This is a genomic window from Paenibacillus sp. HGH0039 (genome assembly GCF_000411255.1).
In the GTDB taxonomy this organism is placed as follows: Bacteria; Bacillota; Bacilli; order Paenibacillales; family NBRC-103111; genus Paenibacillus_F.
The window spans coordinates 2,229,939-2,251,915 of record NZ_KE150413.1; the positions used below are offsets into that span (position 1 = coordinate 2,229,939).

A 21,977-nucleotide genomic window follows, 5' to 3' on the forward strand; every position below is an offset into this window, starting at 1 on the left:
GCGGGGTATGGTTACTACCGCCTGGTTATTTCCCGGGCAGGGTTCCCAGTATGTCGGCATGGGGGCCGCCTGGTATGCCCGTTACGACGGGGCGAAAGCATTGTTCGAAGAAGCAAGCGATCTGGCCGGCTACGATATGAAATCTTTGTGTTTCGAAGGAAGCGCCGCTCGGCTCTCCAGAACGTCTTTTACACAGCCGGCGCTGCTGACGGTAAGCGTTCTGGCAAGCCGGGTATACCTGCACGAGATCGGGATCGAACCCCGATACTCGGCCGGACACAGCCTTGGTGAATACTCCGCGCTGGTGAGCAGCGGCGTCCTCACATTTGCGGAGGCGCTGGGACTGGTCATTCAGCGGGGCAAGTTCATGGAGGCGGCGGAAGCCGGCCTCGGCTCCATGATCGCTGTCCGCACGTCCGATCAGCCTATGCTGGAGGAGCTGTGCCGCAGGCATTATTCCGACGGGCAGCCGGCGGCCATTGCCGGGTACAATTCCGGCAGCCAGCTGGTCGTCTCCGGACACCGAAGCGCAGTGGCAAGCGTCGCGGAGGAACTGGAGCGGCTCGGCATCGAAGTGACCCGGCTCGCGGTCAGCGGACCGTTCCACAGCGTGCTTATGCAGCCTGCGGCGGAAAGCCTGGAAGAAGCGCTGAACAAGGTCACATTCAAGGAGGGCCGCTGGGCGGTCATTTCCAATGCCACGGCGCTTCCTTATCCGGATGCGGCGGCTATCCGCCGGGGTCTTGTCGATCAGATGACCAAACCGGTGAAGTGGCTGCAAACGGTTCGGTTTTTAGCGGAAGAAGGCGTTGAACTGGCCGTTGAACTGGGTCCGAGAACGGTTCTGAAAAACTTGACCCGGGACAGCTCGGAACAGATCCGGCCTTACGCTTATGACCGGGAAGCGGATGCGGGGAGTCTGGCGGACCTGTTTCCGGTCCGGCAGTTTATCGAGGAAGGATTCTCAGCCGCGGTTTCGGCGCCCAATGCGAACTGGAACGAGGAAGAGTATGCGCAGGGAGTGCTGGAGCCGGTCAGGCGCGTGCGTGAAATGCTGAGTTCTTACACGGAAACGAACGGTTCCGTCCGGGATGCCTACGGTTTGAGGCAGGACGTACAGGAATGCGTTCGGCAAGTGCTTCGGACGAAGAAGGTGTCCGAGAAGGAACAAGACGAGACGATTCGCCGGTTGTTTACGGGCTCTTTTACAAAAAACTTGTGACAAGGGGATAACTGCGGAGGGATGAAGGTGGAACAATTTCAGACACTGATTGACGTTATCCGGGACAGGGGAGACAAGAAGTCCAGCGGAATAACCTTTATTAACGGTGACCAGAACGAAGAGAGTATTACTTACGGAGAGCTGCTTGAAGACGCGCTTGGCGTCCTTTACCATCTCCAAAGCTCGGGCATGAAAGCGGGCGACGAGCTTCTTATGCAAATCGACGATAACAGGTCTTTTCTGAATGTGTTCTGGGGCTGCCTGCTGGGGGGAATTATCCCGGTACCGGTAACGGTCGGCAATAATGACGAGCACAAGATGAAACTGTTTAAAATATGGGATACTCTGAACAATCCTTACTTGATCACCGAAGGAAAAGCATTGGATAACCTGGAGAAATATGCCCTCCAAAACGGAAAAGAGGAGGTGTTCGAAAAGGTCAGGGAAGTGTCCCTTTTTACGAATAAAGTACATTATTCCACTGGGTATAAGGGGGTTATTCATGAGGCGAAGGCGTCCGATCTGGCGTTTATCCAGTTTTCGTCAGGTTCGACGGGGGATCCGAAAGGGGTCATGCTGACCCATGAAAATCTGATTTATAACACGAGGGACATGGCCGTTCAAACGGAGATGGACGAAACGGATGCCTATCTCGGATGGATGCCGCTCACCCATGACATGGGTTTGATCGCTTTTCACCTGACCTGCGTCATGTCCAACACCAGGCAGCTTATTATGCCGACCGCGCTGTTTATCCGGCGCCCGTCTTTGTGGTTGAAGAAAGCGTCGGAGCATAAGGCTACCCAGACCTGCTCGCCCAATTTCGGGTATAAATTTTTTCTGGCCCAGTACAAACCGGAAAATGCGGCGGATTGGGACTTGTCCCGCCTGCGTCTGATTTATAACGGGGCGGAGCCGATTTCCAGCGAGCTTTGCGACGTGTTTATGGAGTCCATGAGCAAACACGGCCTGAGAAGTAGCGCCATGTTTACCGTGTATGGTATGGCCGAGGCAAGTGTGGGAATGTCTCTGCCGCCTTTGGAAGAAAATTTCCGGCGTCTTCACCTGGATCGTGAGCATTTGAATATCGGCGAAAAGGTGGTTCAGATAGACGCTTCGGATAACCGCTGCCTGACGTTTGTCGATGTCGGTCATCCGCTGCGAAGCAGCTATATCCGTATTTGTGACGACGCGAACCTGCCTCTGGACGATTATGTGATCGGGAATATTCAAATCCGCGGTATGAACGTAACGTCTGGCTATTACAACAATCCCGAAGCGACCGCCAAGGTCATCACTCCGGACGGATGGCTCATCACGGGCGACCTGGGCTTTATGCGCGAAGGCCGGCTCATTATTACGGGCCGGGCGAAAGATATCATTTTTGCGAACGGACAAAATGTGTATCCTCACGACATTGAGCGTGTTGCGGAAGAAGTGGAAGGCGTGGAGCTCGGGAAAGTAGCGGTTTGCGGCGCTTACGATCCGGCGACCCGCCAGGACCGGATTATCGTTTTTGTGATGCACACGAAAAAAATCGAAGATTTCGCCCCGCTGGCCAAACGTCTCAAGGGTCACTTGAATTACCGGGGAGGGTGGGACATTCAAGCGGTTCTCCCCATCCGGCGGATTCCCAAAACGACCAGCGGCAAAGTGCAGCGGTACAAGCTTGCCCAGGACTATACGGACGGGAAGTTTGAAGAAACGCTTGCGGGACTCCAGAAAATTTGGGAGCAGGAAAAGCAGCTTGCGCGTGCGGCTGTCATTCCTCGTAGCGTAGCGGAGCAGAAGCTGCTTGCCATCGTGAAGCAAATTTTGCAGGTTGACGAGATTGATACGAACGAGAGCTATTTCGATATCGGAGCCAGCTCCCTCCAGCTCGTGCAAATCGTTGAAGAGCTCGAAACCCAACTGGGCGTTCAAGTATCCGTGACGGACTTTTTCTCCTATCCGACGATTTCGAAGCTGGCCGCCTTTATTTCGCAGGGGGATGAGGCCGAACATTTCGAGCAGAGCGATAGACTGGCCGATTCCGGTCAGGAAACCGACGGCGATATCGCGATTATCGGAATGTCCGGAAAATTCCCGCAGGCGGACAACCTTAAGCAGTTTTGGACGAACATCTCCGAAGGCCGTGACTGTATCGCCCCGTATGGCGAAAAGAGGAGAAAGGACGCCGAAGCGTTCATTTCTCATTTGAATACGGAGGGCCGGGATTTGTCGCTCGCGGAAGGCGGTTATCTGGACGAAATCGATACGTTCGACTATTCGTTCTTCAAGCTGACGCCGCGCGAAGCTTCGCTGATGGATCCGAACCAGCGGCTTTTTCTGCAAACCGTCTGGAGCACGATCGAAGATGCGGGCTACGGCGGTTCCAATCTTTCCGGCAAACGAGTAGGCGTTTACGTCGGATTTTCCAAAACCAGCTTCGAATACGAGCGGCTTCTGTCCGAAGTGTCCCCGGCTTCTCTTCCGAATTTTGCGATCGGAAATTTGTCCTCGATCATTTCCAGCCGGATATCGTACCTGCTTGATCTCAAAGGACCTGCCGTCACCGTTGATACCGCATGTTCTTCCTCGCTGGTAGCCGTTCATCTGGCCTGCAAAGCGATTCTGAGCGGAGACTGCGATATGGCGCTTGCGGGCGGGGTAAAAACGATCCTGCTGCCGGTTAAGGCAGGCATCGGCATGGAATCCTCCGACGACCGTGCCCGGGCTTTCGACGACAGTTCGGACGGCACGGGCTGGGGCGAAGGCGTGGGTGCCGTTTTCCTGAAACCTCTCGGCAAAGCGATCAAAGACAAGGACAACATCCTTGCGGTGATCAAGGGGAGCGCGATTAACCAGGACGGAAGCACCGTGGGCATATCGGCCCCGAACGCATCCTCCCAGGCGGATGTCATTTCCCAAGCCTGGCGCAATGCACGGATCGATCCGGAGACGGTAACTTATATCGAAGCTCACGGAACCGGAACCAAACTCGGCGATCCGGTCGAAATCGACGGAATCGGGAAGGCTTTCCGCAGAAGGACGAAACGCAAGCAGTTCTGTGCCATCAGCACGGTTAAATCCAATATCGGTCACTTGTATGAAGCGGCCGGCATCGCAGGGTTGATCAAGACGGTGCTTTCCCTGCAGCACAAGCAGATCGCCCCTTCCGTTCATTACCGGGTTCCGAACCGGAAAATCAGTTTCGAGGAATCGCCGGTTTATGTGAATACCCGGTTAAAAGAGTGGCAAACGGAGGGCGCTCCAAGAAGATGCGGGATCAGCTCGTTCGGTTTCAGCGGAACCAATTGCCATGTCGTACTGGAAGAGTACACCGGAGCCAGCGAAGCTCTGCCCGAAGCATCTGCGGCAAATGGCGGATCCGAAGGCAGCGTCCCGCTGCTGCTCACCCTTTCGGCTAAAACCGAGGAAGGTTTGCAGGAGCTTATCCGGGATTACGACAAGCTGTTTGCCCATTCGGATGAACTCGATATGCAGGATGTATGTTATACGGCCGGCACGGGCCGTAGCCATCTGACTTACCGGTTGGCGGTTACGGCAACCGGCGCAGCCGAATTGAAACAGAAACTGCAGCGTCTTCACAGGGAAGGCAAGGGTTCGGACGGCGTTTATATCGGCAAAATAGACAGCGCTCAAGCGCAAGAATACACGCATCCGGGAAATCTAGCCGATCTTGGCGCGGAAGCTGTGCAAGAACTGGCCCGCCAGTATGTACAAGGAGCATCCGTAGATTGGAAGGCCCTGTATGCGAAAGGCTCATTCAGAAAAGTATCCCTTCCGACGTATCCGTTCCAGCGGAAAAGATGCTGGATCGACGTTCCCGTCAAGGCCGTAGAGGCAGCATCTGCTGCGCAATCGCGGCATTCGGCGCCAACGGGTCAACCGGAACGGGAACAATATATATCCGCAAAGGAGCAGGTGAGTGTGGTGAACGAACAGCTACAGGCGGAAACAACCTCCGCCCGTCACGCCGATTCCGTCCGTCAGACGCTGATTACGATGATCGGCAACGTATCGCAGCTCAGTACGGAAGAGCTTCAGCCTCAGACACATTTCCTGGAGCTGGGACTGGACTCCATCAATTTATCCCAGGTCCGTCACAGCATTAAAGACGCGTTCGGACTGGATGTTCCCATGAGCGATTTCTTCGAATCACTCACAAACCTGGACTTGCTGACGGCCTATATCGTCGAACGGGTGCCGCAGGCCGAAACCGCGTCCGTTATCCGTTCAGATGCGGCCCTGCAAGCGCCTCCCGCCGAGACGGCGTCCGCCGTTTACGAGCGCACTGTTCCTGCGGAGCCGTACAGCTACAGCCAGCCTGCCGGAACGGCAGGCGGACAAGGACAGGCAGAGGCCGCGTCCGTTCCGGTCGCAGGTATCGCCGGAAGCTCAGCTTCCTCCGCAGTCGAGCGCATCGTCGAGCAGCAGCTTCAGCTGATGTCACAGCAGCTGCAAGCGCTCGGAAGCCGTCCGGCTGCGCAAGCGCCGCTGTCCGTGCAACCGGCCGCCGTGCCCGCACCGGCGCCTGCCGTGAGGGTGATTGCCGCGTCTCCGGCGCAGTCTGACGCCAGGCTGCATGCGGGAACGGCGAGAGAAGTCGCCGCAGCCGTCGAAACGAGACCGGCCCCGCAACAGGTAAACGGCGAGGAGCCGAAGCCTTACGTTCCTTATAAAGCGCTGGACCTGAAAGCCCGCGAATCGCTGTCGCAGAGACAGGAAAAGCATGTCCGCGAGCTGATTGAGCGGTACACGGCACGGACGGGTCGCACGAAAGCGTACACCCAGCAGTACCGCGATGTGTATGCGAACAACCGCAATGTCGCCGGCTTCCGGCCTCTTTTGAAAGAAATGGTTTACCAGATCATCTCGGAACGTGCCGAGGGCTCCAAACTGTGGGATCTCGACGGCAACGAGTATGTCGATTTGACGATGGGATTCGGTGTGAATCTGTTCGGACACAACCCCGCGTTCGTGCGCGAAAAAATTGAGCGGGAGCTTGCGAACGGCATGTGCGTGGGCCCGATGTCCAATCTAGCGGGTCAGGTCGCCGAATCCATCTGCAGAATGACCGGAGTGGAGCGCATCGCGCTGTACAATTCCGGCACGGAAGCCGTTATGGTTGCCCTGAGGCTTGCCCGTGCCTCAACCGGCCGTGCCAAGGTCGTTATTTTCGCCGGTTCTTATCACGGTACGTTCGACGGCGTGCTCGCGTTGGGAAGCGCGGGAACGAACAAGGAGCATTCGACCCCGCTGGCTCCGGGCATTCTGCAAAATATGGTCGACGACGTGGTCGTGCTCAATTACGGAAGCGAAGACTCGCTGGAATATATCCGTACGCACGCCCATGAACTGGCTGCCGTAGTGGTTGAGCCCGTGCAAAGCCGCCGGCCCGATTTCCAGCCGAAAGCATTCCTGGAAGAAATCCGCCGTATCACGGCCCAGTCCCGCACCGCCTTCATCTTCGATGAAGTGATTACCGGTTTCCGCCTGCATCCGGGCGGCGCCCAGGCATGGTTCGGCATTAAAGCGGACCTGGTCACGTACGGCAAGGTCATCGGGGGCGGCATGCCGATCGGTATCGTTGCCGGTTCCTCGGCATATATGGACGGCATTGACGGAGGAACCTGGAAATTCGGCGACGATTCTTTCCCGCAGAACGAACACCGGAGAACGTTCGTAGCAGGTACGTTCTGCCATCATCCGCTGGCTATGGCTGCATCACTCGCCGTACTGAACCATCTGGAAGCCTCGGGAGGCCAAATCCAGGCGGAGCTGAATGCGCGCACGGCGCGGTTCGCCGATGAGCTGAACACGTATTTCGGCCGGGAAGGCGTGCCGATCAAGGTGGTGCACTTCGGTTCACTCTTCCGCTTTGTACTTAAAGGCGACCTTGAGCTGTTCTACTATCACATGCTCGATAAAGGCATTTACATCTGGGAGGGGCGCAACTGCTTCTTGTCCACCGCCCACTCGGAAGAAGATATCTCACGCATTGTACAAGCTGTCAAAGACAGCATCGGCGAACTGCGAAAAGGCGGATTTCTTCCCGACCGGGACCCGTCCCCGGACGATGACGATCCTTCCGGCAGCCGGCTTCCCGCCGACAAGCTGCCGGAAGGCGGCCAAGGAGAAGCGTTTCCGCTGACTCCGGACCAGAAGCAGCTCTGGTTCGCCTCCGTTTCCAACCGCAAGGATTCCCCGTCGCTTCAAGAAACCGCACTTCTGCGGTTTCGCGGACCGCTGCGGAATGAGGTGTTCGAGCAGGCTGTCCGGGCTGTTACCGCCAGACATGAAGCTCTCCGTCTCGTCATCAGCCAAGACGGTGAAACCCAGAACGTAACGGATGCCTTGAATGTGCCGGTTCCGGTTGTGGATTTAACGGGTTTGAATCCTTCGGAACAGGAACGCCGGATGCGGAATTGGCTCCATCGCGAGAGTCAAACGCCGTTCGATTTGGAGCAGGAGACACCGCTGTTCCGTATTCATCTTCTCCGTACATCGGCTGACGAGCATACGGCCGTGTTCACTTTTCATCACCTGATTGCCGACGGATGGTCCATGGCTCTGTTCGTTCAGGAACTGGAGCGGATTTATTCCGCTCTTGTCCGTCGGGAAGCTCATCGCCTGCCGGAACCGGCACCTTTCAGAAAATATGCCGCCTGGCAGTCCGAGCAGTTGAAGAAACCGCAGAGCGCTCAAGCGGCCGCTTATTGGAACGGACTTTTCGAGAAGCAGGTTCCTGTGGTCGAGCTGCCTTCCCCCGTCCGTGGAACGGTTCTTCCGACCTCCCGGGGCGGAAGGCATACAACTGTACTCCAGGCCTCTCTTGTACAAGAACTGAAAAAAACCAGCATAAAGCTCGGAAGCAGTCTTTTTGTGACGCTGCTTTCGGGATTTCATCTTTTTCTGCACCGGTTAACGGGTCAGAGCGATATTACGGTCGGAGTACCCACGGCCGGACAGGCGCAAATGGAAGCTCCTTTTCTGATGGGAAACTGCGTCAATCTGCTTCCTGTTCTCAGCCGGGCTTCTTCCGAGCAGAGCTTTGCCGCTTATGCGGGTTCTATCAAGCAAAGAATGAACGAGCTGGACGCTTATCAGGCATACAGCTTTGCGGCGCTGGCGGAGCGCGGGCTGCGCAATCTGCCTGTCCTTACGGCCGTATTCAACATGGACCGTCCGCTGCCGAAGCTCGCTTTTCACGAGCTTGACACGGAACTGCTTGTTCACGATCCGGCGTATTGCAAGTACGAGCTTTTCCTGAACGTGACGGAAATTTCGAAAGAGCTGAGGCTCGATTTCGATTATAATGCGGACCTTTTTCAGCCCGAAACGGTTGAAACCTGGTCCCGTTATTTCATTCGTTTGCTCGAATCTATCGCCGAAGGGGGCGATAAACGCCTGCCCGAACTGTCTCTCCTCAGTGGGGAGGAAAGTGAGCGGGTGTGGGCGAGATGGGCCCTGCATGCGGATGAGAACGGGAGCTACGAATGTATATTGGACGCCTACAAGTATCCGGCTCCGCCCGGAACGATCGGCGAAGTCTACGCGGTTTCGGGCGGAAAGGTCAAATCTCCGTCGAACCGTTTCACGAGTACGGGGAAATGGGCCTACAGCTACGCCAGCGGAGCCATTAAACGGCTCGGAAAAACTTCGCGCTCTGTCCTTGTACGCGGAAACCGCGTGTTTTTGGATCAGATCGAAGAGCATCTGCTGCACACGCTTCACCTTGAGGCATGTGCCGTAACCGCTCATCTCCACCCTGAAAATGAAGCAGTTGACTATATGACGGCCTACATCGTTGCCAACCCTTCAAAAATATGGAAAGAAATAGAAAGTTTTTCTCTGCTTCATGAAACCTTGCCGGATTATGCGGTCCCCCGGTATGTGATTCCGATGGCGGAGCTTCCCCTGCTGCCTGACGGAGAGACGGATTTTGCGGCTTTACCTGTTCCCGCCGGCGGCAATTTGCCGGTTCCCGGCAAACAAAACTTGCAAGGAACCGTAACGGATAAGCTCATCGCTATTTGGAAGGATGTGCTTGGCGCCGCTCATGTAAATTCCACGGATAATTTTTTCCAGCTGGGCGGTGATTCGTTAAAAGCGACCGTCATTCTTTCCCGGGTAAACAAAGAATTCGGCATTCACATTCCGTTAAGCGAGCTTTTTGCCCTGCAGACGGTCGGGGAATTGGAACTGTACATCACGGGTGGTTCCGCACAAACGTACGAGCCGATTCAACCGGTTCAGCGGAAGCGGTCTTATCCGGTCTCGTCGGCCCAAAAAAGAATGTACGTCCTCGATCAGTTGGGTGGCGGAGGGACGGCTTACAACGTGCCGGGACGCCTTTTTATAGAAGGAGAAATCGACCGGGAGCGCCTTATCCGGGCACTTCGGCAGGCGGTGGCGCGTCATGAATCGTTTCGGACCTATTTCGAGTTGGAAAACGGGGAAGTGGTACAAAAAATCGCGGAAGAGGCCGATTTCGATGTTCCCGTTTCGGAAGTGCGGGCGGAAGAGATAGAGACGCTGCAGATGCAGTTCGTCCGGCCGTTCGATCTCGCGCAAGCGCCTTTATTCCGGGCAGGTCTGTTCGAGCTTGAAACGGGCGGCAGTGTTCTTCTGATCGATGTTCACCATGCTGTGGCGGACGGTTACTCCATGGCCGTGCTTATGGATGATTTTATCCAGCTTTATCAGGGTCGGCTTCTGCCCCCGCGAAATGTGCATTACAAAGATTATGCGATCTGGCAGAACGAGCAGTTGGCCGAAGGTAAATTCAGCGGACAGGAAGCTTATTGGCTCCAGACGCTGGAAGGGGAACTTCCCGTTCTTCAGATGCCTACGGATTATCCGCGCCCGGCCGCTCAAAGCTTTAAAGGGGACAGCTTTGTCCAGCTTCCGGACGGAAATATGACAAAGGCGCTGTACAGTCTCGCGAAAGACAATGAAACGACGCTATACATGGTGCTGCTGGCTGCCTATAATGTGCTGCTGGCCAAATATTCCGGTCAGGATGACATCCTTGTCGGTACGCCCGCCGCAGGGAGAAGACACGCCGATACGGAGAATATGGCGGGGATGTTCGTAAATACGCTGGCGATCCGCAGCAAGCCCGAGTCCTCAATGGCTTTCGGACAATTTTTGCAAGAGGTGAAACGCCAGTCTCTCGAAGCGTTCGAAAATCAGGAATATCCTTTTGAGGAAATTGTCGAGAAGCTGCAGCTCGTGCGGGATTTAAGCCGCAACCCTCTCTTTGATACGATTTTCAGCCTGCAGAATGTAGGTACAGATGTCGTGAAGGCAGGCAAGCTTTCCTTCAAGCCAGGGGAGTTTAATACAGGCATCTCCAAAGTTGATTTTTCCTTGCATGTTACGGAGCAGAAAGACGGGCTGCTGTTTACCTGGGAGTATGCTACAGATCTGTTCGCACGTGAAACAGTGGAACGTCTGGCGCGGCACTATTCGGCCATCTTGGAGACGGTAGCCGGATCGGCGGATATTCTGCTTGGGGATATCGGGATGCTCACGGCTTCGGAGAAAGAGGACCTGATCAGCGGGTTTAACGCCACGGCGGCGGAGTTTCCTTCTGGCATAACGATCCATGAAGCGTTTGAGGAGCAGGCTGCAAAAACGCCGGAAGCTGCCGCGCTCGTTTTCGAGGGCCGGAGCCTCACGTACCGGGAATTGAACGAACGCGTCAATTCCGCAGCCCGGACGCTGCGAAAGCTGGGCGTGGGACCCGACCGGCTTGTCGGGCTGATGATGCCGCGCTCGGCCGAAATGATCATCGGCCAGCTCGCCGTACTGAAAGCCGGAGGCGCGTACGTGCCTATCGATCCGGATTACCCTTCGGCACGTGTTCTCTATATGCTCCAGGACAGCGAAGCCGGGGTGTTGCTGACCAGCCGCAGCTTGATCGAGGACCTGGACTACGATGGAAGCGTGCTGTTCCTCGATGAGGAAGAAATCTACCGGAACGACGGTTCCAATCTGGACGCCGGGGGCACAAAGCCAGAGCATCTGGCTTATGTCATCTATACGTCGGGATCGACAGGGAATCCGAAGGGCGTCATGCTGCCGCATCGTTCCGTCATGAACTTCGTAACCGGGATGAAAGAAGAGATTGCTTTCCGCGCGGATAAAACGATTTTGTCGTTAACGACCATCTCGTTCGATATATTCGTTCTGGAATCTCTAGTGCCCCTTCTGACCGGAATGACAGTCGTCATCGGAGACCGGCATCATCAGCTTGAAGCCGAAGCTCTCGGTGAACTCATCCGTTCGCGTGAGATTGATATGCTGCAAATGACGCCTTCCCGTCTGCAAATGCTGCTCGCCAACGAAGAAGGCAAGCGGGCACTTAGCGGAGTGAAGGAAATTATGGTCGGCGGCGAAGCCCTCCCGCATGCGCTGTTGGAGCAGTTGCAGACGCTTGACGGACTGAGAATCTACAACATGTACGGACCGACCGAAACGACGGTATGGTCCGCAGTCAGGGAGCTGACTCAGGCAAGCCGGATCGATATCGGCCGACCGATCGCCAATACGCAGGTGTATATCGTCGATGCGCGTTCCAACCTGCAGCCTGTCGGAGTGCCGGGCGAATTGTGCATAGCCGGAGAAGGACTGGCACGGGGGTATTGGAAGCGCGAAGATCTCACGGCGGAGAAATTCGTGCCCAATCCGTTTGTCGCCGGAACAAAAATGTATAAAACGGGCGATCTTGCCCGCTGGAAGCCGGATGGGAACCTGGAATTCCTGGGCCGGATCGATCACCAGGTGAAAGTAAGAGGCTTCCGCATCGAGCTCGGGGAGATAGAAAATGCTTTGATAAGGCTGCCATCCGTTCAGGAGGCGGCTGTCACGGTCAATCAAAGCGGCGGACACGAGGCCGTTTTGTGCGCGTATGTCGTGCCAAAGTCGGATTCGGCGATAAGCGCGGCGGAGGTCAGGGAGCAGTTGGCCAGACAACTGCCTTACTATTCGGTCCCGTCGCACTATGTATTTCTAGACAAGCTTCCGCTTACGCCAAACGGTAAAACCGACCGGAAGTCGCTTCCCGAACCGGATGACCTGTTCCGTCCGGATACGGAGTACGCCCCTCCCCGCAATGAAGTGGAAGAGGCGCTGGCCAGCGTATGGCAGGATGTGCTGGGCCGGGACGGCATCGGCATTCATGACAATTTTTTTCTCCTAGGGGGAGATTCGATCAAAGGTATCCAGGTCGTGGCCCGTATGAGAGCGGAAGGGTATGCGCTGGACATCAAGCAGTTGTTTGAGCATCCGTCCATCGGGGATCTCGGCGCGTACGTGAAGTCGTCCGTTCGTGAAATCGCGCAAGGACCGGTCGAAGGAGAAATGGTGCTGACCCCTGTGCAGAACCGGTATTTCGAACAAGGCGGTTACGAATCCGCCTCGTCGCTTTCGGCGCTGTTGTTTTCGGAAGCCGGTCTGGAAGAAAACCATGTCCGTTCGGCTTGGGACAAGGTGCTGAAACAGCATGACGCCCTTCGTCTGCGTGCCGTTTTGAAGGAAGGGGACTTGAAGCTGGAACACCGTTCCCTGGAGGAAGAAGCTGCGGGACTGAGCGTCATTCGTCTGGATGGGGACAAGCCCGATCTCAGAGCGGCCGTTGAGCTGCAAAGCAAAGCGGTTGAATCGGGTCTCTCCCTGAAAGAAGGACCGCTGGCGAAAAGCGTGCTGTTCAAGACAGGCGAAGGTGACTACCTTCTGATCGCGATCCATCGTCTGATTACCGACGATACTTCTTTTTCGGTCATATTGGAAGATTTGGCGACCGTTTACGGACAGCTTGTGGCGGGAGAAAGCGTATCGCTTCCTCTGAAAACAGATGCTTTTCGGACGTGGGCAGCCCATTTGGAAAAATACGCGGAGAGCAACCAGGCGCAGGCCGGGCGGGAGTACTGGACTCTGTCGGGCAATGCGGATGAATGGGCTGATCCGCTTGATAAAGAAATCGAGGCGGGACTTCCGTCGCTCCGAAACTCGATCTGCGCTGTTATCCCGGCGGAAAAGACGAGCCGATTGCTCACAGGGGTGAAGGATATTTATTCGATGGAGGCCCGCGAAGCGATTTTATCCGCACTCGGCAAAACATTCGGCGATTGGTCCGGACTCAAACGTTTCCGCGTCGAACTGACGGCAGACGGCAGAAAGCTGTGCGCAGACAAGAGGCTGGATTTCTCGCGGACAGTGGGCTGGTTCGATACGCAGTATCCGCTTGTGCTGGATACCTCGAATTCCGGTGACTTGGCGGGCTATCTTAAACAAGTTAAAGAAACGGTGCGTCAAGTCCCGGACGGAGGCATCGGGTACGGGGCTTTGTACGATCTTGCGTCTTCGCGCCGGCAAGTAGAAGAGACCGCAGTCCGGAAGAAGCCGCGGATCGGGTTCGTCCACTTAGAGCCTTCGGGTGTCGTAACTCCTTATTTTGATTCGTTTAACGCGGGCGAAAGAATAACAGACGATTTGTGGGCGGCAAGGGAGTACAGCTGGTATCTCAAGAGCACGATCGAATCGGGCGCCCTCACCCTCCGGCTCGATTATGACGGCCATGCGTACACGGAACAGACAGCCTCGGATTTGCTTCATCGTCTGGAAGAAAATTTGGATGAAGTGCTGCGCCACTGCGAGGCCAAAACAGAGAGGGAGTTAACGCCGGCCGATGTCGGGGCAAACGATCTGGATCTCGATGAGTTCGAGGACATTAAACAATTTTATGAGAGCGTATAAGGGTTGCAGAGGGGGAGTTACGGATGAGTAAAGGGCTGGAAATTGAGAAAATGTCCCATTTGACGCCTTTACAGGAAGGCATGCTGTTTCATGCGCTGATGAATCCCGATTCGCACGCCTACCTGGAGCAGGTGAGCCTGTCCATACGCGGAGATCTGGATGTGCAGGCGCTGGAAAGGAGCTTTTGCCTTCTTGTGAAGCGGCATGAAACGCTCCGTTCGAATATGTATCACAAAAATGTCGCGAAGCCCCGGCAAATCGTATTCAAAGAACGGGAGGCTTCTGTCTTTTTCGAGGATCTGGCCGTGTTACCGGACAGCGAACGGAATACCGAACTTGAATCGTTGATCCAAGCCGATAAAAATCGTCCTTTTGACATAAGCAAGGAACTGCTGGTGCGGTTAACTGTCCTTCGGACAAGCCGGCAGGAATATACGCTGCTCTTCACGTTTCACCATATTATCATGGACGGCTGGTGCATCGGCATTGTGCTGGAAGAGCTTCTCAGTTACTACGAAGCCGAAAAAAACGGACGGCAAGCGTCCCTTCCTGAGGTCCGGCCTTACAGCCTTTATGTGCAGTGGCTGCAAAAGCAGGATCAGACGGCTGCGTCGGATTACTGGAGGGCTCTGCTGGAAGGCGTGGAAGAACCGTCGGGATTGCCTGGCAATACCGGGATATCCGGCGGTAAAGGCTACCTGCCGTCGGAGCGGAAGTTTACGGTCGGGGCGGATACGGCCCGCCAGCTCCGCGGCATTGCGGAACGCAGCGGTGCGACAATCAGCAGCTTGTTTCTGGCCGCGTGGGCGCTCATTCTCGGTCGCTATAACCGAAGCGAGGATGTCGTTTTCGGGACTGTCGTGTCAGGCAGACCGCCGGAGATTGAAGGCATCGAGCGGATGGTGGGCTTGTTCATTAATACGGTTCCCGTACGGATCTCGCTGCAGTCGGACAACACGTTTACCGGTTTGTTGAAGGAAGTTCAGCGGCAGACGATTCAAACACGTGCGTATGACTATTATTCACTGGCGGAAATCCAGGCTCAATCGGCCTTGAAACAGGATCTTATCGGGCATATCGTCGTATTTGAAAATTATCCGCTGCAGGAGCTGATCGGTCAGGAGGATTTGGAAAACCGGCTCGGATTCGCTATTACGGAGGCGGGATTATCCGAGCAGACTCCTTACGATTTCAATATCGAGGTAGAAGACGGGGATGTTTTAAACATTACGCTTTCCTATAACGGACACACATACGGCGAAGCGGAAATCATGAGAATTCAGGGGCACTTGGAGACGGTACTGGGCCAGGCCTCCAGCCAGCCGGAAAAAATCGTCTCCGAATTCACTCTTTTGTCCGAGCCGGAGCGAAAAGAACTTGCGGAAGTATGGAGCGGTACTTCGGCCTCTTATCCGGAAGGGACGTTTCATGAGCTTTTCGAGGCACAGGCGGTACAGACTCCGGACAAAACGGCAGTAGTGTACGAAGAGACCTCGCTGACCTACCGGGAGCTGAATGAGCGGGCGAATGTGCTGGCGCGTATTTTGAGAAAACAGGGCGTGAGGCCGGACAGTCCGGCCGCCGTTCTGCTTGAGCGCTCGGCCGATATGGTGACGGCAGTTCTCGCCATTCAGAAAGCGGGCGGTGCCTATATACCGATCGATCCGACTTATCCGGCAGAGCGCATTGCATACATGCTCCGCGATAGCGGTGCCCGGGTACTGCTTACCCAGGCAAAACTGACCGATTTGCTCCATGGAGCCGACTATCTAGGAAGTATTCTCGATATACAGGGCTTTCTGGAAGCCGCGGAAAATCAAGGCTTCGTAACGCCTTTGAAAGCGGGGGCGAAAGAGGCCCCGGATTCAGGTGAGGAGAAGGCCTGGCTTTCCGGCTTGAATCCGGAAGAAGCGGTAAGCAACCTTGAGCCGGTCAATAAACCCGATGACCTTGCTTATGTGATCTACACGTCCGGAACGACGGGCAATGCCAAGGGTGTGATGATCGAACACCGGCATTATGTGAACACTTCATTCGGATACCGGTACGGGTATCGTTTGGGGGGATTTGACGTAAAACTCCTGCAGATCGCGAGTTTTTCGTTTGACGTATTTGCGGGCGATCTCGCACGGACGTTCGTGAACGGGGGAACGATGGTTATTTGTCCCCAGGAGGTGCGGATCGATCCTTCCGCGCTGGCGAGCTATCTGGAAAAGCACCGGATCACGGTGTTCGAATCTACGCCGGCTCTCATTTTGCCGCTTATGGAGCACGTGTACGATTATGGGACGGACATCAGCGCGATGAAGCTGCTGATCACGAGCTCCGACAGCTGCAGCGTGCACGATTACCGGACGCTGCTGTCGCGTTTTGCGGGAAGCATGCGGATCATGAACAGCTACGGTGTGACGGAAGCGGCCATCGATTCGAGCTTTTACGAGGAAGCTGCGGAAAAGCTGCCGGAATCCGGCAACGTTCCAATCGGCAAGCCGCTGGGTAATCACCGTTTCTACATCGTGGATTCCGCGCTGCGGCCGGTCCCGGTGGGTGTGGCGGGCGAGCTGTGCATCGGCGGAGATTCCGTGGCGCGCGGCTACCTCAACCGTCCTGAACTGACGGCGGAGAAGTTTGTCCCCAGCCCGTTTGCCGAAGGCGGACGGTTGTACCGGACGGGAGATTTGGCCCGCTGGATGCCGGACGGAAGCGTCGATTTTATCGGCCGGATCGACTACCAGGTCAAGATCCGCGGATACCGCATCGAGCCCGGCGAGATAGAATCGGCGCTGCTGAAGCTTGAAGGAGTCGCGCAGGCCGTTGTCACCGACCGCACGGATTCAAGCGGGCACAAGTATTTGTGCGCTTATGTGGCGGGCCATGCCGACGAGGCCTGGCTGCGGAAGCGGCTCTCCGCCGAGCTGCCGGGCTACATGGTTCCGGCCCATATCGTGCGGCTGGAAAGCCTGCCGCTTACGCCTAACGGCAAGATTGACCGCAAGGCTTTGCCTGCGCCGAGCGGGGATCCGGCACCGGTGTCGGCTTACGCCGCACCGCGCACTTTAACGGAAGCGCAGCTCGCGGAGCTGTGGCAGGAAGTGCTCGGCGTCAAAACCGTCGGCATCGACGATTCGTTCTTCGAGCTTGGCGGGCACTCGCTCAAGGCGGTTCTGCTCATTGGCCGCATCGCCAAGCAGTTCAGCGTCGAAGTGCCGCTCCGGGAAGTTTTCGCCCATCCGACCGTGCGCGGGCTGGCCCCGCTAATCGCCGGCTCGGAGGAAAGCGCCTTTGCGGACATAGAACCAGTCGGCGAGAAGGAATACCATCCGGTATCTCCGGCTCAGAAAAGACTGCTCATTATCGACCGTCTGGGAGACGCGGAGAGCGCTTATAACATGTGCGCCGCGCTGGAAATGACAGGTCCGCTTGACAGAGAGCGGCTGGACGAGGCGTTCGGGACAATGATCGGCCGCCACGAGTCCCTGCGGACGTCTTTTGCCGTCATCGACGGAGCACCCGTGCAGCGTATCCACAAAACGCTGGGTTTCCGGGTTTCCTACCGCGAGCTGGACTCGGACGGGCACCACGAAGCCCGCGCTGAAGCCGCCACGGCATTGGTAAGCGAGCTCACGGAAGAAGCCGAAGCGGTCTCAGGCGGTGTGCAAGTCGGAGCGAAGCAGCCGGATTCGGTGCTGGAATCGCTAATCGGGCCATTTATCCGCCCGTTCAATCTGGAGCAGGCGCCTCTTATACGGGCGGAGCTGATCAAGCTCGAAGAAGGACGGCATCTGCTTCTGGCCGACATGCACCACATTATTACCGACGGTATCTCGATCGAAGTGTTCGTAGAGGAGTTCAGCCGTCTTTATGCCGGCGAGACGCTTCCTCCGCTCCGCATCCAGTACAAAGATTTTGCCGCGTGGCAGAACGGGCAAATCGCCCAAGGGGCGACCGAGAAACAAGCCGCGTACTGGAAGGAGCTTTTCGGCGGCGGAGAAGACGTGCCTGTTCTGGACATGCCCGCGGATTATATCCGGCCGGCGATCAAAAGCTTTGAAGGCGACAGCCTGATCTGTGAAATCGACAGCGGACTGACCGCCGACTTGCACCGCTTGTGCGCCCAGACGGGTACGACCTTGTACATGGTCCTTCTCGCTGCCTTCAATACCCTGCTTCACAGATACACCGGGCAGGAAGATATTGTCGTAGGATCTCCGGTGGCGGGCCGCCCGCACCCTGATCTGGAGACGATGCTGGGAATGTTCGTCAACACGCTGCCGATGCGGAACTTTCCTTCCGCCGATAAGCCGTTTACGCATTTTTTGAAGGAAGTAAAAGACAGAGCGCTGCATGCCTACGAAAATCAGGATATTCCGTTCGAGGAAGTCGTCGAGCGTCTGCAACTGCGCCGTGACGTGAGCCGCAACCCGCTGTTCGATGTGATGTTCGTCCTGCAGAACACCGGCATGAACCAGTTCCAGTTCGACGGGATTACATTCCGGCCGGTTGAGTTCGAAATGGGGATCGCGAAATTCGATCTGACGCTGAGCGTCGAAGAGTTCCCCGATAGGCTCGGCTTGTCGTTCGAATATGCGGTCAAGCTGTTTAAGCGGGAAACGATCGAGAAGCTGAGTCGTCATTTCCTTAATATTCTTGAAACCGTCGTCCGCAATCCGCATGTGAATCTCGCCGATATCGAGCTGCTGACCGAAACGGAAAAACGCCGGATTATCGTGGAATTTAACGATACGAAGGCCCCGTTCCCGGAAGATAAAACGATCCACGGGTGGATCGAGGAGCAGGCCGCTGAGGATCCGGACCGGATTGCCGTCGTTTTCGGCGGGAACCGGCTCACCTACGGGGAATTGGACGAGCGTGCGAACCGCCTCGCCCGTACTCTGAGGGCCAAAGGGGCGCGGCCAGACGGAGTTGTCGCCATTTTGACCGAGAGATCGGCCGAAATGATGATCGGTCTCCTTGCCATCCTTAAAGCGGGCAGCGCGTATTTGCCGGTCGATCCGGCTCATCCCAGTGACCGAGTCGGCTTCATGCTGGATGACAGCGGAGCACGTATCGTGCTTACCGCATCGAAGTGGGCCGAGCAACTGCCTGCCGGGTACGAGTGCATCCTGCTGGATGAGGAGAAATCTTATCATGAAGATTTCAGCCCGCTGTCTTCCGAAGGAGCGGCAGGGCCCGGAAATCTGGCTTATGTTATTTACACCTCGGGTACGACCGGTAATCCGAAAGGCGTTATGATCGAGCACCGGGCGCTGGTGAACCGAATTCACTGGATGCAGAAAAAATACCCGATCGGCCGCGACGATGTCATTTTGCAAAAAACGCCTTACAGCTTCGACGTATCCGTATGGGAGCTGTTCTGGTGGGGGACACAGGGCGCACGAGTCGTATTCCTGGCTCCCGGCGGAGAGAAAGAGCCGCAGGTTATTGTGGATGAAATCAAGCGAAGCTGCGTGACCACCCTGCATTTCGTTCCTTCCATGCTGTCTGTCTTTCTTGATCATATTGAGCAAAACAGGCAGGCGGGAGACTTGGGCTCGCTCCGTTATGTTTTCGCCAGCGGGGAGGCGCTTCAGGCCCAGCATGCCAACCGGTTTGACCGGCTGATCGGTACCCCGGGCGGAGCCGTACTGGCCAATTTGTACGGTCCTACCGAAGCGACCATCGATGTGACGTATTTCGATTGCCCGTCAGGGCAGCAGCTGGAGCAGGTGCCAATCGGCAAACCGATTGACAACACGGAGCTGTTCATCGTGGACGCCAAGCATCAAATCCAGCCGATAGGCGTGCCGGGGGAACTTTGCATCGCCGGAACGGGCTTGGCCAGAGGTTACCTGAATCGTTCCGAGCTGACGGCGGAGAAGTTCGTGCCGATCCCGCACCGCCCCGAGGCGAAGATGTACAAAACGGGAGATCTGGCCCGTTGGCTGCCGGACGGCAGCGTGGAATATATCGGGCGGATCGACCATCAGGTCAAAATCCGCGGCTACCGGATTGAATTGGGTGAGATCGAAGCGAGGCTTTTGAACCGGGACGAAATAAAAGAAACGATTGTAATGGACCGGACGGACGCGAACGGGCAGAAATATTTGTGCGCCTATCTGGTTTGCGCGGAAGATGCGGAGCTGACGGTTTCCGAGATCCGCGGCGGACTCGCCGAAAGACTGCCGGATTATATGATACCCGCGCAGTTCGTTTTTCTGGATGCGATGCCGCTCACAAGCAACGGTAAAATCAACCGCAGGGCCCTTCCGGAACCGGACGGTTCGGTTAGGCTGACGGCCGATTACGTCCAGCCGGAAACGGAGATGGAACACACATTGGCCGAAATCTGGCAGGACGTACTGGGAATCAAGAAGGTGGGAGTGCGCGATAATTTCTTCGAACTAGGCGGCGATTCGATCAAAGCTCTGCAGATTGCCGCGCGTTTGAACGGCAGCGGGCTCAAAATGGAGCTGCGGGATTTGTTCCGCCATCCGCAGATCGAGCTGGTGATTCCTTATATCCAGGTTGTGCAGCGGACAATTCCCCAAGGGATCGTCCAAGGGCAGACGGAGCTTGCTCCTATTCAGCGGAGATTTTTCGAGCGTCACCATACGGACCTTCATCATTATAATCAGGCCGTTATGCTGAAAAGCAAAGGCAGGCTGAACGAAGAAGCGCTTCGCCAGACTTGGGATAAGCTGACCCTGCACCACGATGCGCTTCGCACCGTATTCCGGCCTACGGAAGAAGGCGGCGTTACAGCTGAAACGCGGGACTGGAAAGAGGGAGAGGCATACGAGCTGCTGGCCTATGATCTTACTCTTGCGCGAGAACCCGGCCCAGAGATCGGGACGCTTGCGGATAAGCTGCAAAGCGGATTCGCGCTGAATCGCGGCCCGCTTGTGAAGCTCGCTCTTTTCCGCACAGCCGAAAGCGACCATCTTCTGATCGTTATTCATCATCTGGTTGTCGATGGAGTTTCCTGGAGAATTCTGCTGGAAGACCTGGAAACCGCCTACGGACAAGTGCTGGACGGCCTTGCCGTTTCACTTCCGGCCAAAACCGATTCCTACCGCGAGTGGGCTGCCCGGCTGGCGGAATATGCGAACAGCAGCCGCGCTCAATCGGAACTGAGTTATTGGTCCGCTGTCTCATCGCAGATTCCGGATTCGCTGCCGTACGATAATAAGGCAGCTTCGGATAAAGTCGAAGACGGCAGAGACTTTGAAATCGAGCTCGACCGCGACAGCACGGAAAAGCTGCTGAAACACGCGCAGCAAGCCTACAACACCGAAATTAACGATCTGCTCCTTACGGCGTTAGGGCTTTCTTTCCAAGAATGGAGCGGACTTTCCCGGATTGCCGTCAGCATTGAGGGGCACGGCCGGGAAGAAATTATGAAAGATGTGGATGTATCTCGTACCGTCGGCTGGTTTACCGTCATGTATCCGTTTGTGCTTGATATGAGAGGCCAGGGAGACTTGGGGCATCAGATCAAGCTGGTGAAGGACGGGCTGCGACGCGTACCGAACAAAGGAATCGGCTACGGCATTCTGCGCTATTTAACAGAAGGTATCCATCTTGAGGAACTCCCTTTCGCTTTCGAAGAACCGCAGATCAGTTTTAATTACCTGGGACAATTCGACGGCGAGGGCGACGGTGGAGCAAGATTCGGGCCTTCCTCTCACCAGACAGGCGATGAAATCGGCGGCGGCAGCGAGAGACCGTTCGCTTTCGATATCAACGGGCAGGTCTCGGATGGAGTTTTCCGCTTAACCTTCAACTACAACCGTCATCAGTACCGGGACGACACGGTCGAGAAGCTGGCAGGCGGATTCAAGAAATACCTGCTGGAGCTGATCCGCCACTGCTGCGAAAAAGAGACCGCCGAGCAGAGCCCGACCGACTTTACTTACCAGAACCTGTCCATCGGACAGTTCGAGAATATGGCGGCCCAGTTGGCCGGTAAACTAAAGCTTTAAAAACC

General features: G+C 56.1%; 3 protein-coding genes. All 3 read left to right on the top strand.

Annotation, left to right across the window (positions count from 1 at the left end):
• Positions 1–7 precede the first annotated feature (7 nt).
• Genes fabD through HMPREF1207_RS24605 form a run of 3 tightly spaced genes read left to right on the top strand, consistent with a single transcriptional unit; the run spans position 8 to position 21,972 of the window.
• Positions 8–1,222: an ACP S-malonyltransferase gene (gene fabD, locus HMPREF1207_RS24595; RefSeq protein ID WP_009672467.1), complete on the top strand. Its 1,215-nt coding sequence runs from the start codon at positions 8–10 to the stop codon at positions 1,220–1,222.
• Positions 1,223–1,249: 27 nt separating this feature from the next.
• On the top strand, positions 1,250–13,990 hold the full coding sequence (locus HMPREF1207_RS24600) for a non-ribosomal peptide synthetase (RefSeq protein WP_009672378.1): 12,741 nt from the start codon (positions 1,250–1,252) through the stop codon (positions 13,988–13,990).
• Positions 13,991–14,013: 23 nt separating this feature from the next.
• Positions 14,014–21,972 (top strand): non-ribosomal peptide synthetase, encoded by a 7,959-nt coding sequence (locus HMPREF1207_RS24605; protein WP_009672437.1) that lies wholly within the window; start codon positions 14,014–14,016, stop codon positions 21,970–21,972.
• The last annotated feature ends 5 nt before the right edge of the window (positions 21,973–21,977 follow it).